The following is a 15,794-nucleotide window of genomic DNA, read 5'->3' on the forward strand; positions in this document are numbered from 1 at the left end:
GCAAGCAAAGAAATACGGAGAGTTTTACCTGAAACCTGATACCTGAACCTTGAACCTTGTATCTCGTATCTTTACCCCATGTATCTCACCAAAACACCGTGGTGGTTAAGGGCTTTGTATCCTTCATTGGTATGGCGCATGCCGGCAAAGGAAAAAAAGATCTATCTCAGTTTCGATGATGGTCCGCATCCTGTTGCCACCCCCTTTGTACTTGACCAGTTGGCAGCATATGGTGCAAAAGCCAGTTTTTTTTGTATCGGTAAAAACGTAGCGGCAGAACCTGCTATCTATCAGCGTATTCTTGACGAAGGTCATTCCGTAGGTAATCATACCCATGAACATGTAAATGGATGGAAAACGACTGATGAAGTTTATATCGCAGATACGATGAAAGCTGCCGGCTATATTCAATCGAATTTATTCAGGCCACCTTATGGAAGAATCAAGCTATCACAGATCAAATATTTACAGAAAAAGGGGATGCGGATTATTATGTGGGATGTATTGAGCACCGATTTTGATACAAATCTTACCCCACAGGCCAGTTTATCTTATGTGCTCTATCATACAAAACCCGGATCTATTGTGTTATTTCATGATAGTGAAAAAGCATGGGAAAGAATGTCTGTAGCATTGCCTGCTGTGTTACAACATTTCTCTAATGAAGGTTATATGTTTGAACGACTTTAGCATATGCATCAAGCAAAAAAATAGCCAGAGTAGAAACTCCGGCTCTTCTTTTAATCCGTACCCTATGAAAACAATCTTTCCCGACTAAAGTCGGGATGAATCTTTTTGATCGCCTGTTGATCTTTTTTTAGGGTTCGTTGACTAATAACGAGGAATCATTTCATTTTATTTTCCATCCATGAAAAAAAGCCAAATAAGTATGTTTCATATGGCTTACTCGGGATTTATCGGCAATTTTGCAGTATGGTATTGATTGATACGCATTGTCACTTGTATTCTACTGAGTTTGGTACAGAAAACCAGGAAATCATTAACCGCGCCAGAGCGGTTGGTATAGAGAAATTTTATTTGCCTGCTATCGATAGTGAAGTAATTGAAGCGATGCTTTCACTGGAAGCGGCTAACCCGGGTGTATGTTATGCCATGATGGGTTTACATCCCTGTTCGGTGAATGAAAAAGTGGAGGATGAGTTGGCCATTGTACTGGAATGGCTGAATAAACGGTCATTTGTTGCAGTGGGAGAGATAGGGCTTGATTTTTACTGGGACAAGACTTTTGCCGATCAGCAAAGAAATGCCTTTGCCCAGCAGATGGATTGGGCCCTGGAGCGAAAAATGCCCATTGTCATTCATACTCGTAATGCCATGCAGGAAACCATTGACATGGTAAAACCATATGCAGCGAGGGGACTAAAAGGTATTTTTCACTGTTTTAGCGGCAGTTATGAATCGGCCAGGCAGATTGTATCGATGGACTTTATGTTGGGTATTGGGGGTGTGTTAACGTATAAAAATGCCGGTTTACCTGAAGCGCTGGATAAAATAGGGCTGGAACATATGGTATTGGAGACAGATGCGCCTTATCTGAGTCCGGTGCCTTACCGAGGAAAGCGCAATGAGAGCAGTTATATGATAGAAGTGGCCAAAAAGCTGGCAGAAGTAAAAAAAGTTACTGTGGATGAAATTGCCACCATTACCACGGCCAATGCCCAAAAAATATTCGGAAACTGAAGGGGTAAACATTACTTTTGCAGTCCTTAAAAATACAGAGAAATGTTTTGCATTACGAGAATCGAAGGTACAAGCATTCCATTTCTAAAGTGTATAAAGTAATAAAGAGAGGTGTCCGAGTGGTTGAAGGAGCACGCCTGGAAAGTGTGTATACGGGAAACCGTATCGAGGGCCGAGACGAAAGGCGGTGCCTTTGTCTCGGTGCCGACCGTAAGCGTCGGCATTCGAATCCGATCTCTCTAAAACAAGATAAATAGTTCTTTACAAGAAATGAAAATACAGAGAGGTGTCCGAGTGGTTGAAGGAGCACGCCTGGAAAGTGTGTATACGGGAAACCGTATCGAGGGTTCGAATCCCTTCCTCTCTGCAAAAATTAATCCTGCATTGCAGGATTTTATGTTTTACGTATATATCATATACTCCCCACAGGCCGATCGATATTATGTCGGCCAAACACAAAATTTCACTGAAAGATTGAACAGGCATAATAGTGGATACGAATCTTCTACTTCGCCCTATGCGCCTTGGCAACTTAAATGTTTAATTGAGAAGCCTTCTAGATCTGAGGCCATGATATTGGAAAAAAAACTTAAGAACCTCAATAAACAAAGGGTAATCGATTTTATCAATAAGTATGGATAGCTGTGTCTGAAGCTTTTATCCTTTGTTATTCATTATAGTAGCCTCGCCCCCCCCTTCATTCCCCCTTTCTCCCATTCAGGTAATATTCCCTTAACATTGGGGTAACATGGTGGTAACATTGCCGAAATAGTTTTGCAGCAAAATAAACACTGTGAAATCTATTATTTCGACCCTGCTCGCTCTTTTTTCTATTACGGCTGTATTTGCGCAAACCGGTACACTTACCGGTAAAGTTTCTTCCGGATCCAATAATGAAGTGGTTACAGGCGTAGCCATCTTTAATGCTGCAAAAAAAATCAACCTTATTTCCGATGTAGAGGGTCGTTTTAGTATTCGTCTGACCCCCGGTACTTATGAACTTACTTTTTCGATGACAGGTTACAAAACCAAAACCATCAGCGAAATCGTTATTGTAGCCGGACAAACAAACGAATTGAATATTGTACTGGCTGAACAGAAAAAAGAACTGGATGAAGTGGTGGTTACTGCTACACCTGCCCGCAGGGAATCGGCTTCTGCAGTCTTGAGTCTGCAAAAAAATAATACCAGTGTATCAGATGGTATCTCATCCGAATCCATTAAAAAATCGCCCGATCGTAATGTGGGTGAAGTATTGAAACGTGTAACAGGTACCAGTGTTCAGGACGATAAATATGTCATTGTACGTGGTTTGAATGACCGTTATAATGTAGCTACCATCAACGGTGCGGTAATGCCCAGCACTGAACCAGACAGAAGAACATTCTCATTTGATATCGTTCCTTCTGATATGATCGATAATGTTCTGATCAATAAAACCGCTACTCCCGATATGCCCGGTGAATTTTCTGGCGGTATTGTTCAGGTGACTACAAAAGATATTCCGTTTAAAAACGCATTTGGTTTTGCCCTGTCTACTTCTTATAACAGTATTTCTACTGGTAAAGATTTTAATATTGGTCACAGAGGTGATCTGGACTATTTAGGTTTTGATGATGGTTCAAGAGGGTTTCCTTCTTCTTTTCCTTCTACCAACAGATGGAGAAGTTATGATATGGCACAAAAAATTCAGGCATCCAGAAAGATGTACAACACTTATGGAGATGAAATTTCAAAAGCCCTTCCTTCACTGAATGGTCAGATCAATTTCGCTAAAAAATTCAACAGCAAAAATGGCGGAAGCTTTGGTATACTGGGTGCTGTTACTTACAGGAACTCACAAACCATTCAGCTTACCGACCGTCAGCAGTATGGCGATGCTACTTCTACTACGAACCTGCTGTTTGATTATGCAGATACCTCATACTCATTTAATACCAGCTTAGGTGCATTATTAAATGTGGGTTACAAAAAAGGAAAAAATAAACTCGTTTTAAAGAACCTGTTTAACAGGGTTTTTGAAAATGGTAATACCATCCGTGAAGGATCGAACTTCAATGACCTTCAGTACATCAACAAGAACAGGATTGCCATTGCCATGATCAAAACCATCTTCAGCTCACAGTTGGAAGGTGAACATGCGCTGGGTAAAAACAATAACAAACTGAAATGGAACCTGAACTTTGCATTTACTAAAAAGGATCAACCTGACTATCGCTCACAGCCTTACCAGAAGAATATTTCACAGGTAAATGACAAATCAGTTCCTTATACCATTGCATTAAGAAATACCTACCGTTTCTGGAGTGAGCTGGATGAAAATACCTTGGGTGGTAAAGTGGATTATAGTAAACCACTGAAATGGGGCAATACTACATCGAGTCTGAAAGCAGGTGTATTGGCTCAGTATAAAATCCGCGATTTCGGTGCACGTGCTTTCCGCTATGAAGAAGCCAATCCATCAAGTTTCAATACTGCATTACTTACGCTGGCACCAGGCAGGGTATTTAACGATGCCAATATGTATACCAATGGCTTCTATCTCAATGAAATTACCAACAATACCGATCGGTACGATGCCACGTCACTACTCACAGGCTCATACCTGATGTTTGATAACAAATTCAACGAAAAATGGAGACTGATCTGGGGAGTACGTGCAGAGACTTTTAATTATGAAGTAGAAACTGGTAATGTGAGCGGCACCAAAACCATCATTAAAAAAGATTACCTGGATATCCTTCCTTCTGTAAACCTGATTTACAGCTTTAACAATAAATCAAATCTGCGTTTCTCTGCTTCAAGAACGGTATCAAGACCTGATTTCCGTGAAGTAGCCAATTTCTCCTATTTCGATTTTGTGAGAGCAGCAATCATCCGTGGTAATGGTGCATTGGAAAGAAGCCAGAATACCAATATTGACCTTCGTTTTGAAACATACCCGCAGAGTGGTGAAATTATTTCTGCTTCTCTGTTCTTCAAACATTTCAGCAAACCTATTGAGCAGCGTATGTCGGGTGAGTCATCTCTGGAATACCAGGTGATTACTTTCTTCAATCCTGATAATGCATATGCATATGGTATTGAACTCGACCTGCGTAAAAAACTCTCCTTCCTGGGTGAAGGCAAATTCCTTGAGAACACTACTTTCAGTGCCAACACTTCTATCATTAAATCTTCTGTGGATCTTTCAGCAGCATCAAATCCATATGATGTCAAAAGACCTATGCAGGGACAATCACCTTATCTGGTTAACCTGAGTCTTACATATGCAGATGATGCCAACTGGAGCAGTACCATATTGTTCAACAGAATCGGGCAGCGTATTGAAACCGTAGGTGCTTTTGGTATTCCTGATGTGTATGAGAATGGCAGAAGTGTACTTGATTTTCAATTGGCTAAAAAAGTATTGAAGAAGAAAGGGGAGATTAAAATTAATATAGCTAACCTTTTGAATACAAGACAGATATTCTACAATAATGTGGAGTCTAAAAAAGAGAACCGTGCCTATAAGAGCCAGGATGACAGAATCCAGTGGAGTAACCTGTTTGGTACAAGCTGGGGAGTTGGGTTCTCTTATAATTTCTAAAGTTGATACTTGTTGATAGATGTAAAGGCTCCCGATGATTCGGGAGCCTTTTTATTGTACACCGTTGCGTGGTAACAATTAGTTAATCTTCCGGTAACATACTCATTACATTGTAGTGGTTGTTTTGCAGCATAAAAACAACGAAAATGATACGCTCTCTTTTGATTTCACGTCTGGCAATGGTAGCAATAGCTGCTTTGACGATGACAGCCTGTACAAAAAACGATGATGAAGACCCGATTGTGGAACCACCGGTTGATCCTAACGCAACCGTATTAAGAGGTTCTTTGCTGGAAAATAAAACCCTGACTGCCGATAAAACATGGACACTCAAAGGTTATGTATATGTACCCAATGGTGTTACATTGACCATTGAACCAGGTACCGTTATTAAAAGTGATAAAACAGAGAAAGGTGCATTGTGTATTGAAAGAGGTGGTAAGATTATGGCGAATGGCACTTCCGATAAACCCATTGTATTTACCTCAGGTATGGATGCAGGATCACGTAATCCCGGCGATTGGGGTGGTATCGTTATCCTCGGTTATGCTAAAACAAACCGTAGCTCTACACCGGTAATTGAAGGTGGACTGGATCGTCCATACGGTGGTACGAACGATGCAGATAATTCTGGCAGCATGAAATATGTTCGTATTGAATATGCAGGTATTGCTGCTTTCCCTGGTTCTGAAATCAATGGATTGACTTTAGGTGGTGTAGGAAGTGGAACAACACTGGAAAATATCCAGGTAGTATATGGTAATGATGATGCCTATGAATTTTTTGGTGGTACGGTAAATGCTAAATACCTCGTAGCTTTTGGAACGGCTGATGATGATTTCGATTTTGATTTCGGCTATACTGGTAAAATCCAGTTTGCTGTTGCACTGCGCGATCCTGCATTTGTGGATAATGGTGATGCAGGTAATGGTATTGAAGCAGATAACGATGGTTCTGGTACTACTGCTGCTCCTTATACACGTCCTGTATTAAGCAACTTCACTTTTGTTGGACCTAATAACGCCAGTGGTACATTGGCTAACCATAACTATGGTAACAGATGGAGAAGAGCCGTACGTTTTGTACTGCGTAACTCTATCCTGATGGGATGGCAGAAAGGTGGATTCTCTATCGAGTCTGATGGTACTGCCAACGACTACAGTGGTGCAGGTGCTACTTCTGAATTTAAAAATAACCTGGTACACGCCATTGCAGATCCGTACAGGGTATCTGGTTTAACATCCGCTACCTTAACTGCAGCAGCTATGAGAACAAAAGCAGAATCTGAAGGATGTATCACTTATACAGATGCTGCAGATGTTAAGCTGACTTCTCCTTTTACACTAACCTCACCTAACCTGTTACCTGCAAGTGGCTCACCCGCTTTAGCTGGTGCAAACTTTACAGGTCTGGATGCTTATTTTACATCTACTACTTATGTAGGGGCATTTGGTACAACCAACTGGTTAGCCAGCTGGACAAGGTTCCCTGCAAAAGGACAATAATCAACAGAATGATTCTTTTTAAAAAACCGCTGCCGGGGGGAGCGGTTTTTTTATTTCTTTGTATCAAATTGAAATTATGCGGTATTTATTATTGATGCTGATTTGTGTGATTGTAATAATGTCCTGTGGTGAATCGGACAGTAAAGAAACTGTTATAACGACGGATAAACTGGTAACTGATATGCACAGGCTCCCGGAATTAAAAACGGTGGATAGCATTGATATGCATTTTTTTCCGGATATCAATGACCAGAAAGTATATACAAGATTCGGACTGAATGATACAGCAGCCATTCATCTTTTTACACTGGATGAAATTAACCATGTTTTTGTTGACCAAGCAAATTGTGAATACGATACCAAGTTTTTCTGTTTCTCAAAAGGACAAGTCGTTAAAACATTATATGTAGCGGCTTTGAAGGATAGTTGTCATTTTATTGGCTTTATTAAAAGCGGTGGAATAACTGTTAAGGCACAGTTGTCTGATTCAGCAGCAAATTTGGTAAATGAATTAAGAAAGAAAAGCAGTAAGTAAGATTTTATCTATAGCTTACCAGAAAGAATCCGTGCAACTCTGTTCGTTACTCTGTGTAACTCTGTGGTTAATCTGTTTAATTTTATTTAACCACAGAGTTACACGGAGGGGAACACGGAGTTACACAGAGGTGGGTGTGTATATTTTTTCGCTGTATTGCTGAGAAACTCTTGCAATAGGGCCTATATTACCAGTTATTCATTTGTTCAGGTACAATTCTTTCAGGTGTTTTAATGGGATGGTCTTTCCAGTCTGGATCGTATTTTACAAACCAGCTTAACCATAAACTGCGTGATAAACGCATGATGAGTGGCTGACAAACCAATAGTAATATAAACGCAGTACCCATCCAGTAAAAAATACGGTTATCATCGATGGAGAAAGTCATGCCAATTAATACTTTCCAAGCCACAAATGTTGAAACAAGGAATGCAACAGATAAGGCATAACTCACATAGCCTGTTCCATAATAAAAACCCACTTCAATTTCTGTTGGCTGACCACAAACAGGACATTGTTCATGCATTTCTACATTGGTCTTGAATTTATAAGGCTCCTGGCTTTTAAATATCCTTCCTTGGCGGCACCTTGGACAACGATTGTTAAAAACGCTCCACAAATACCAGTGCTTTTTATTGTTCTCAGGCATATCAATGCTATTTAATCAATACAAAGATACGATTTAATGGGGGAGTAGTTAAGAAGCAGTAAGGGGAAAACGAGCGACAAGAAAATCAAGAAACAAGCAAAAAGTAAAGCAATTTTTTGGAAAGAATAGTAAGACCTCCGTGTAATTCTGTGCATCACTCCGTTTCCTCTGTGGTTTAACCACGGAGTTACACAGAGTATGGCACAGTGTTACACGGAGGCTTTATTATTTAAGCGATAATCTTCTCCATCTGCATACTCCTTGATCCCTTGATCAATAAATGGGTATCAGAAAATTTTTGTTGCTGAAACCAGCTTGCTGCTTCAGTTGAATTTGGGAAAAAGATGTACGAGTGATTCACCTTGCTGAAATCGCCGCCTACCAATACCACTTTATGCCATGGATACTGGTTTATCAGGTCTACGATCTGCTGATGTTCGTTTTTGCTCTCTTCACCCAATTCCATCATGCCACCCAGCATCAAAACTTTTTCTTTTGCATGAAGCCGGGCAAAGTTTTCTATGGCTGCACGCATACTGGTGGGGTTGGCATTATACGCATCAAGGATAATGTGATTACCATCTTTTTCCACCATCTGCGATCTGCTGTTTGATGGGGCATAGGATTCAATGGCAGTTTTTATTTTTTCATCCGGTACATTAAATGCCTTACCTACGGCAATGGCGCATAATACATTGGGTAGGTTATAAGCACCTACCAATTGTGTATGTACTTGTTGGAACGATATTCCCTTGGTGATATTCACTTCCAGGAAAGGTTCACTGGCAGCTACTATTCCGGTTATATTGCCTTCGTTGGTTCCATAACCCAATACTTTCTCTATACCCTTACTCATGGCGTGCAGATAATCATAATCATTGTACCTGAATATGGTTCCGTTATGAGCCCTGATATAATCATACAATTCACCTTTACCTTTTCTTACACCTTCAATGCCTCCAAAACCTTCCAGATGTGCTTTGCCACAATTGGTGATGATACCATGTGTAGGAGCGGTGTACACACAATAGCCTTCAATTTCTTTCTGGTGATTGGCACCCATTTCTATTACCGCCATTGCTGCATCAGCCGGAATACTGAGTAGGGTGAGCGGTACACCAATGTGGTTATTAAGGTTTCCCTGCGTGGTATACGTTTTAAAATGCGAAGCCAGCACCGTGTACACAAGCTCTTTGGTAGTTGTCTTACCATTACTGCCGGTAATCGCGATAAAAGGGATATTAAATTGTTGTCTGTGATGACCCGCCAAGTCTTGTAAAGTTTGTAAAACATCATCTACTAAAATGAATCTGTCATTATCGACACCGGAAGGTTCATCAATTACTGCGTATGCCGCACCTGATTGAAGTGCCTGTTCAGCAAACAGGTTGCCATTGAAATTAGGCCCTTTCAATGCAAAAAAAATATCTCCTTCTTTTAATTTCCTGGTATCGGTTTGGATAGAAGGATGCTGTAGATATAGCTGATAAAGTTCGGAAATTGTCATAGATGCAAGATAAGGAGTGAATGGGGAATGGTCAATGGTGAATGAAGGGAGAAGTCCGAAAGTCGGGAAGACCGAAAGTCCGGAGAAGGTTTGAATACACGCTAGCAGCTAGTGGCTCATAGCTCATAGCTCATGGCTTGTAGCCTGTAGCTTGAGGCTTGCAGCTTTGACCGAGCCTCCGGCTCCAAACAAAAAAGCCACCTCCTTCCGAGAGATGGCTCTTTTTATATTTACCTTTTCCTTCTTAGCGTTTATTTCTTCTGGGTGGGAAGAACTGACCTGTTTTAGCTTTTCTTGAAATACCTTCTGCTGAACCATAATGACTCATGGCACAACGGAAACCAAGTGTATTGGTACTCAGGTCTTCTTCCAGGAAGCGGCGTGCGCCCGGACTTAACCAGTAAGCCCTGTCATTCCAGCTACCACCTTTGAACACCCTTGATTTATCAGAGATGAGGGTAGTAGTACCGTAACCATAATTTACAAAGCTGGAAGAGTCACCGTCTAAGTAGTTGGTGGCATAAGAACGCTGGTAGTTTCTTCTGTTACGTAAAGTAGAATCTTCTTCCAGTACTGTTTTAATACGTCCTTTATCATCTCGCAGGTTACCCTGACCGCCGGTCATATCAATCTTACGGAATTCATTACCACGGAACAGGTTGAAATCATCACCATCCAATGAGTTCTGCGGACGATATACATCAGATACCCACTCATTCACGTTACCGCTCATGTTATACAAGCCATAACCATTGGGAATAAATGAAGTTACTTCTGCAGGAATGGCTGCATTATCGTTCAGACCACCGGCCACACCCATGTTATCACCCGCACCTCTTTTAAAGTTGGCGAGGAAAGCACCCTGGTAAGCACTTTTCTGTGTGTAGCGAATATTATCGTAACCATTGTTTTTCCATGAATAAATCTGCTTGTTGGCAATCAACTCCTCACCACGTTTTGAACCTTTCGATTTACGCTGTGGGTTCTCGGCAATATATCCGTAAGCTGCATATTCCCACTCTGCTTCTGTTGGCAGGCGGTAGTCGCCAAATAAAATACCATCTTCAAAAGTTACTTTGGCTCTTGGACGGCCATTGGCATCTTTCAAAGGATTTTTATTCGATGTAGCTAAACGGCCTGGCGTTGACTGGTATTCATCCATCAGGTAAGCCTTGGTATTGAAGTTATCCTGTCCGGAACCATTCAGTTCTTTTTTGATCTGGTTTCTGGCATCCAGGTAACCTTTACCCATGAGGGTCAGTTCGTTAACACGGTCTGTTCTCCAGATACAGAAATCAGTGGCTTGTTTCCAGCTTACACCTACAACCGGATAGTAGTTATAAGAGGGGTGACGGAAATAATATTCCACATAAGGCTCATTATAGGCCAGCTCACTGCGCCATACAAGTGTATCAGGTTTGGCTTCTTCCACAATCGAATCCATACCGGCGCCACCAAACACATTGGTCAGCCAGTAGAGGTATTCACGATAGTGAACGTTGGCAACTTCTGTTTTATCAATAAAAAATGAGTTGACAGTAATACGACGTGGCACATTGTTCCAGTCGCCCATCACATCTTCCTGTGTTGCGCCCATGGTGAATGTACCACCCTGAACAAAAACAAGACCTGGAGCGGCTTTAATATCTTTTGGCTTAGCGACATTAAAATTACCCTGGTTCTTATCGTTGTAATTCCATCCGGTAACCGCTGATTTCTCGGGTTTCTTTTTGAAAATCTTACAGGATGACATGGCACCTGTTAACGTCAACAACAAGATCAGGTTCCGTGTTGTTTTCAATACTTGCATGAGATTCTCGTGTTTGTGGAGTATAGTTGTTTCGCTATAGCCTTATTTAGTACATGCGAATATATAAGATTTCCCTAAACTACCAATCGCTGCCCGGGATTCTATTGTTAGTAAAAGGCTAATTTTAAAGGAGTTAAAGCCTGTAAAATGGGGTTTTGGGTGGTTTTGTAGGGGGTATTCGACAGAAAATAGGGGGTTTGGGGGACAGCTTTTAGCTGTTAGCCATTAGCTTTTAGCAGGGGTTTTAAAAAACTATAGGTGTCTTACGATATTAATATCTGCTATAACAGCTAACAGCTAAGTTTCAATCGCCATTTGCCTTTAGCAGTGACTTAAGAAAATTATCGGCGTTTTACGAAAAAACCTCTGCTAAAGGCTAATAGCTAGCAAAAAAATGCGGGAAATACGCTAATCATTAACTAGCCATCTACCTATTTTCACCCCAAAAGTGCTTTGATGAGAGATTTTCGGAAACTGGAAATTTGGAAACGATCTATTTTATTAACCCAAGCTATTAATCAGGTCACATCTACACTGCCGAGTCATGAACGTTATGCAATGGCTGTTCAGATGAATAGGGCTGTTGTGTCTATTGCATCAAATATTGCAGAAGGATGCGGCAGGCATACAAAGCCAGACCTGATCAGGTTCATACATATTTCAATAGGCTCAGCGTTCGAACTTGAAACACAGATTGAAATTTGCCTGCTCAATGGTTATATACAAGCAGCTACACATCGAAGCTTGATTTCAGATGTTCAGGAAATTCAAAAAATGATGCGGGCTTTTGTTGTGGTGATTAGCCATTAGCTGTTAGCAATTAGCTGTTAGCGGAGATTGTTTTACAATTACGCTTCGTAATCGTTCCTAACACATACAACTAATGGACAGCTGCTAACCACTAAAAGCTAACGGCTAATGGCTAAAAGCTAATAGCTAACCGCTAACTTCGATATTCATAATTGATCATTTTTCATGCTGAAGGCGAGAATGTTATATTTCTTTCTTGGGGTTACACTCGTAACATTTGGGCAACGTCAGTATGCGCCGGCATCGGTACTTGCAACGGGTAATTGGTATAAAATTGCAGTGAAAGACCCCGGTGTTTATCGGGTTGACGGTGCTTTCCTGAATACCTTAGGACTGGGCACCAACCTTTCCTCCGCATCTATCCGATTATTTGGCAATGGAGGTGCGATGTTGGGTGAAAATGCCAACGCCGATTATACCGATGACCTGGTAGAAAATGCCATTGAAGTGGTGGATGGAGGCGATGGTATTTTTCATGCAGGTGATTATTTTCTTTTTTATGCGCCCGGTTCATCCAGGTGGTTAAAAGACAGTTTGAAACAAAGCTTTCGCTACCAGAAAAATTTATACAGCGATTCGGCATGGTACTATATTTCAGTAGGTGGTTCGGGTAAACGGATTGCCATGCAACAAGTGTATAATACAGCACAGGTTGCTGTCACGGAGTTTGATGAAAGATATGTGTTCGAAAACGACCTTGTTAACCTGATTGGTTCAGGCAAAGAATGGTATGGAGATAAACTCATCCATGCCCAAAGCAAAACATTCTCAATCGACTGGCCGGGGTTGTCTATACAGCAGCCTGTTACCCTGCGAAGCTCTTTTGCCTCCCGAAATGTGGGGGCTGCCGCCAGTATGTTAAGCAATATAAATGGCGCCAACGGATCGGCGCTGAATTTCCCTCCTGTTACCGGAACTTTCTTAGATCGGTATGCCACACATCTCGAACAGGAACAAAATTTCAGCAGCAATGGTCAGACCAACCTGCTGGTTAAATTCGAATATCAATCTGTGGCATCCGGTGCCGAAAGCTGGATCAACCGATTTGAAGTTTTAGGAAGAAGAAGTCTTCAGTTCAATACTACATCTGCACTCAGTTTCAGAGACTGGCGTTCTGTTTCAAACAATACCATTGCCTCTTTTCAACTGGCAGCTTTACCAGACATGCGGGTATGGGATATTACAGATCATACCAATATAATGGGAATGCGAAACAGGTCAGGGAATGGATTTACTTTCTACAACGATGCATCTAAACTGAGAGAATATATTGCTTTTACACCTGCTCAAACCTTTACACCCATTGCCATAGGTAAACAGGCCAACCAGAACTTGCATGCCATCAGTACACCTGAATACCTGATTGTTTCACATCCTTTATTGATTGGTGCTGCCAGTAAACTTGCAATTTTTCATCAGCAACACTACAAGCGAACGGTGCAGGTGGTAAGTACAGAACAAGTGTACCAGGAATTTGCCAGTGGTAGTCCCGACCCAACCGCTATCCGCGATTTTATAAAAATGTTGTACGACAGAAAAGGAGGGTTGAAATATGTGTTATTGATGGGTAGTGGTTCTTATGATCCTAAAAACCGTATCAGCAATAACCATCGTTTTGTTCCCTGCTTTCAAAGTACACAATCGCTTGATCCGTTATCGAGTTTTACCTCTGACGATTTCTTCGGGATGCTCGATGACCAGGATGATATCAACCAGGGTAATGCCCTTCAAACCATTGATGTGACTATCGGAAGAATACCCGCGCGTTCTCCTGAAGAAGCTAATCGTATGGTTGATAAGATCATTTCCTATCACCAGCCATCCCGTTTGGGTGAATGGAGAAATAAGCTGGTTTTTGTGGCCGATGATAAAGACCTGAACCTGCACCTGAAAGATGCCGAAGCCGTTGCCCAGGCCAATACGAACCCGTTTTTTCAGACACAGAAAATTTACCTCGATGCATTTCCGCTCATCAGTGGAAGTGGCGGTAACAGGTATCCTGCGGTAAGCGAAGCCATTGTTAATAGTGTCAATAACGGAGCATTGATTTTAAATTACAGCGGTCATGGTAATCATGTGCGACTGGCGGAAGAAGCAGTACTGACGGTGAATGAAGTAAACCGTTTTCAGAATGCATCACGACTGCCCTTGATTGTTACAGCAAGCTGCGATTTTTATCCATTTGATGATCCATCCAAAAATGCAGTAGGCGCACAGGTATTAACGGGCGACAGTACAGGAGCCATCGCTTTATTATCCACGGCCAGATTGGTATTTGCATCCAGTAATAGAATCATCAATGAATATTTTATTGGTACTGCTTTACATCCCGATCCGCAAACAGGAAAATACCTGAGTCTGGGTGAAGCAGTGCGCATAGCTAAAAACTTATCTGTTACACAGGCAGGTGAAGTATTGAATACCAGAAAATTTGTCTTGCTGGGAGATCCTGCCATGCAGTTGGCTTTTCCGGAGCACAAAATCAAAGTGACTGGGATAGATGGGATGGCTGTTTCTGGGGCGGATACACTACATGCTTCGAGGACTTATGAATTGCAGGGGGATGTACAGGATGGTGCGGGTAATCGACTCAGCAATTTTAATGGTCAGGTTTCTGTGGTATTGTATGATAAGGCGAGAACGGTACAAACTTTAGGTAATGATGTATCCAGTCCGGTAACGGGTTTTCAGCAACAGTCGGCCATTTTATTCAAGGGCATCTTTTCGGTTGATACGGGCCGCTTTCGTATTCGTATCATCCTGCCTAAAGATGTTTCTTTTCAGCCGGGAAGAGGAAGACTGTCTCTATATGCATTCAATAACACAACCGATGCCGCTGGTGCCGACACCGGTTTTGTACTCGTGGGCAACAATACAGTTCTGGCAGACACAAAAGGTCCGGCCATACGCCTTTTTCTGAATGATACCCTATTCCGTAATGGCGGCCTCACGCACGAATCGCCGCTGCTGATAGCGTATTTATCAGATAGTTCAGGCATCAACACATCAGGTAATGGAATTGGGCACGACATCACACTCATCATCGATGACCTTATCCGGGATATCCGAGTCCTGAATGACTGGTACCTGTCTGACCTCAATAGCTGGCAATCCGGCACGATCCGTTATCGGTTGCCCATACAAACAAAGGGACCGCATTCACTTGTACTCAAGGCATGGGACGGCGCCAATAATTCGACGCAGGTAAAATTGGATTATGTAGTAGAAAGACAGGATAGACTGGCTGTCAGCAAACTGATGAATTTCCCCAACCCTTTCCGCGACAAAACCCGTCTCTCATTTGAACATAACCAACCCGATAAGGAACTGAAGGTTCAGGTGCTGATTTATACGGCTGATGGCAGACTGATTAAACGTATTTCGGGTCCTTTTCAGACTTCAGGTACCAGAAATATCCAGGTAGAATGGGATGGAAGAGATGAATCAGGCAGGAAAATTCAAAAAGCTGTTTATATTTACCAAATAATCATTCAATCCGGTGATCAACGATCTGTTCATGCCGGGCAACTTATTCTGCTTTAAATGTATCTGATGGTTTGATTTTTACTTAGCCTTTAGCCTTTAGCAGTTAGCCGTTAGCTTTTAGCAATTAGCGATTATCCCGGGACAATTACCCTAGAGTATTTGCTATTAGTGATTAGTCTTAATTATATTTTAATTGCTAACC

11 protein-coding genes and 1 tRNA gene are annotated in these 15,794 nt (G+C 41.7%); 9 read left to right on the plus strand and 3 right to left on the minus strand.

The annotated features are described in order from the left end of the window. Window positions 1–78: 78 nt before the first annotated feature. The 7 genes from ACH3Z1_RS08340 to ACH3Z1_RS08370 all read left to right on the plus strand — a co-directional run bounded on the left by ACH3Z1_RS08340 (window position 79) and on the right by ACH3Z1_RS08370 (window position 7,330). Window positions 79–690: a polysaccharide deacetylase family protein gene (locus ACH3Z1_RS08340; RefSeq protein ID WP_490821432.1), complete on the plus strand. Its 612-nt coding sequence runs from the start codon at window positions 79–81 to the stop codon at window positions 688–690. Between the two features lie 243 nt (window positions 691–933). Further along, window positions 934–1,701 carry a TatD family hydrolase gene (locus ACH3Z1_RS08345; RefSeq protein WP_490821433.1) on the plus strand — a complete coding sequence of 256 codons (768 nt, stop codon included), beginning with the start codon at window positions 934–936 and terminating at the stop codon, window positions 1,699–1,701. A 280-nt stretch (window positions 1,702–1,981) separates the two neighbouring features. After that, window positions 1,982–2,068: transfer RNA gene (locus ACH3Z1_RS08350), tRNA-Ser, on the plus strand. A gap of 29 nt (window positions 2,069–2,097) precedes the next feature. Further along, entirely contained in the window at window positions 2,098–2,343 is a 246-nt protein-coding gene (locus tag ACH3Z1_RS08355) for a GIY-YIG nuclease family protein (protein WP_490822632.1), read from the plus strand. Between the two features lie 151 nt (window positions 2,344–2,494). Then, a complete protein-coding gene (locus ACH3Z1_RS08360; protein ID WP_490821434.1) occupies window positions 2,495–5,290 on the plus strand; it encodes a TonB-dependent receptor in 2,796 nt (931 codons plus the stop codon). 146 nt (window positions 5,291–5,436) lie between these two features. Further along, the gene (locus ACH3Z1_RS08365) at window positions 5,437–6,795 is read left to right on the plus strand and encodes a beta-helix domain-containing protein (RefSeq protein WP_490821435.1); all 1,359 of its coding nucleotides are present in this window, start codon (window positions 5,437–5,439) and stop codon (window positions 6,793–6,795) included. A 76-nt stretch (window positions 6,796–6,871) separates the two neighbouring features. Further along, the gene (locus tag ACH3Z1_RS08370) at window positions 6,872–7,330 is read left to right on the plus strand and encodes a hypothetical protein (RefSeq protein ID WP_490821436.1); all 459 of its coding nucleotides are present in this window, start codon (window positions 6,872–6,874) and stop codon (window positions 7,328–7,330) included. A gap of 187 nt (window positions 7,331–7,517) precedes the next feature. Here the strand turns inward: ACH3Z1_RS08370 and ACH3Z1_RS08375 are convergent, their stop codons facing one another. From ACH3Z1_RS08375 to ACH3Z1_RS08385, 3 genes are all read right to left on the minus strand, one after another. Then, window positions 7,518–7,856, minus strand: a complete 339-nt coding sequence (locus ACH3Z1_RS08375; RefSeq protein ID WP_490821437.1) for a DUF983 domain-containing protein — start codon at window positions 7,854–7,856, stop codon at window positions 7,518–7,520. 352 nt (window positions 7,857–8,208) lie between these two features. Beyond that, a complete protein-coding gene (locus ACH3Z1_RS08380) occupies window positions 8,209–9,486 on the minus strand; it encodes a UDP-N-acetylmuramoyl-tripeptide--D-alanyl-D-alanine ligase (protein WP_490821438.1) in 1,278 nt (425 codons plus the stop codon). A 244-nt stretch (window positions 9,487–9,730) separates the two neighbouring features. Beyond that, the gene (locus ACH3Z1_RS08385; protein WP_490821439.1) at window positions 9,731–11,296 is read right to left on the minus strand and encodes an SUMF1/EgtB/PvdO family nonheme iron enzyme; all 1,566 of its coding nucleotides are present in this window, start codon (window positions 11,294–11,296) and stop codon (window positions 9,731–9,733) included. A 456-nt stretch (window positions 11,297–11,752) separates the two neighbouring features. On the opposite strand from ACH3Z1_RS08385, the gene ACH3Z1_RS08390 reads away from it, so the two are divergent. Further along, window positions 11,753–12,106, plus strand: coding sequence for a four helix bundle protein (locus tag ACH3Z1_RS08390; RefSeq protein WP_490821440.1), 354 nt, complete (start codon window positions 11,753–11,755; stop codon window positions 12,104–12,106). 165 nt (window positions 12,107–12,271) lie between these two features. Beyond that, on the plus strand, window positions 12,272–15,649 hold the full coding sequence (gene porU, locus ACH3Z1_RS08395) for a type IX secretion system sortase PorU (protein ID WP_490821441.1): 3,378 nt from the start codon (window positions 12,272–12,274) through the stop codon (window positions 15,647–15,649). Window positions 15,650–15,794: the final 145 nt, after the last annotated feature.

This window comes from Sediminibacterium sp. FW305-C-49, assembly GCF_058231085.1.